The sequence below is a fragment of the Peribacillus sp. P4_C12 genome (assembly GCF_056402095.1).
The window spans coordinates 1-1,918 of record NZ_JBFUIB010000611.1 but is presented as its reverse complement, the minus strand read 5'-3'; the positions used below and the strand labels follow the sequence as shown (position 1 = coordinate 1,918).

The window sequence follows — 1,918 nt, the reverse complement described above, 5'->3', positions numbered from 1 at the left end:
CGTATAAACATTAACCATATAAAATTTCTCATACTCGAGTGTTATAATTCTGCCTTCCGGTTCCTCACCGCGTTCCCCTACACCATATTTGACTGAAAGCGGTTTTTCCTTCGTGAAGATGGCTGTACCTGAATAACCTTTTTTCAAAGCATAATTCCAATATTGATGATACTCCTCTAGTTCAAGTGAAATCTGCCCTTCTTGAAGTTTAGTTTCTTGAAGACAAAAAATATCTGCGTCCACATCTTTAAAGTAATCTAAAAATCCTTTTTTTACACAAGCTCGAATTCCATTTACGTTCCAAGAAACCAATTTCATATTCTTTTTCAATCTCCTTATATCAAACTTTTCTTATCTATCACAACTATACTATTGATTTGATTTTTTGCCCATCAGAGTACATTAGAAAATAACCGGGCAAAAGATTCTTTTGAACGTTCCAGTAAACCTCGATTATTATAACTTAATGGATCTAGTTTTTCGCTATCCTTCATATCCTCTTGATAATGAGTGACTAGATCGTTAATGGAACTGCTACCCATAAGGAATACATTCACCTCGAAATTAAGATGGAAACTCCTCATATCCATGTTTGCCGTTCCAATTGAAGCAATATCACCATCTACAATGATAAGTTTTTGATGCAAGAAACCCTTTTTGTACGAGTAAACTTCTACACCAAATTGAAGAAGTTCACCGAAATAAGAACGACTCCCATATTGGGTTAAAAAACCATCATTTACCGCAGGAACCATAAGTCTGACTTGTATCCCTTTTAAGGCAGCATGCTTAATCGCTGCTTTGATCGCTTGATTCGGTACAAAGTATGGACTTGCAATCCAGATTGATTTTGTTGCACAAGTTATCAGAGAATAGTAAAAATCACTCATGATTCCCTGCTGTGTATCTGGGCCACTGGCAACAACCTGAACCGCTCCATCTCCTTTTTCAACTCTGGTATTGATCTCCGGACGTTCTTCTAAAACATCTTCTCCACTTACATATTCCCAATCTAACAGGAATACCGTATGAAGCATGTAAACGGCTTCCCCTTCAAGGACCATATGCGTATCACGCCAAAATCCAATGTTTTTATTTCTTCCTAAATACTCCTCACCAATGTTCAAACCACCCACAAAACCAATTTCCCCATCAATGATGATGATTTTTCGGTGATTCCTAAAATTAAACTTTTGATTGAAAAATCCGTGTTTTAACGGCGAAAATGGATATGCTTTAACACCTGCCTTTTTCATCCGCTTAACTTCATTATTTGAAAGACTTAAACTACCTGCAGCATCAAAAATAAATAAAACTTCTACACCTTTTTTTGCCTTTTCAATTAGAATATCTATAATTTCTGTTCCAAGTCTATCTGAACGGAAAATATAATACTCAATATGAATGAATTTTTCCGCTTTCTTTAACTGTTTAATGATTTCTGAAAACGTTTCATTTCCATTTTTCAACACTTCCGTTTTTGAAGCTGTACTTATAGTCGTCTCAGAAGCATTCTTGGCAAAAGCTGCAAAGGACTTCTGATGATTGTTCAAGAACGTAAGGTCTGGTGAAGATACATGGGTGACAAGACTTTTCCATTCTTCCCGGTCTTTTTTTCTTTTACTTTGGAACAAATACCCCTTTAAATAAAGTTGGCCAGAAAACAAGTAAAAGACATAGCCAAATACAGGGAAAAATAAAAGCACATACATCCATAGAAGAGTATCATGTGCAAATCTATTTTCTAGCATCAGTGAGTATATCGTAATAAACATAACAAAAACATATAACCCAATAAAAATTAGCTTCGTGTTGAAGCTAACCTGACTAAAAACGATCATATAAACCGATACGATTAAAATAAATAAAAATACAAATTCCATTCTTCTTCTTCTCATTTTTTCATTCTCCTACACTG

General features: G+C 35.0%; 2 protein-coding genes. Both read right to left on the bottom strand.

Annotated elements, in window-relative coordinates; translation table 11 throughout:
• Window positions 1-318: exodeoxyribonuclease III (locus tag AC1DUW_RS27145; protein WP_477643967.1), on the bottom strand; the 318-nt coding region annotated here is incomplete at its 3' end.
• A 74-nt stretch (window positions 319-392) separates the two neighbouring features.
• Window positions 393-1,898 carry a cardiolipin synthase gene (gene cls, locus AC1DUW_RS27140; protein ID WP_053346322.1) on the bottom strand — a complete coding sequence of 502 codons (1,506 nt, stop codon included), beginning with the start codon at window positions 1,896-1,898 and terminating at the stop codon, window positions 393-395.
• Window positions 1,899-1,918: the final 20 nt, after the last annotated feature.

What these genes read in the sequence shown, in the direction of transcription:
- cls (WP_053346322.1), bottom strand. Translation starts at nt 1,898, where the DNA reads ATGAGAAGAAGAAGAATGGAATTTGTATTTTTATTTATTTTAATCGTA.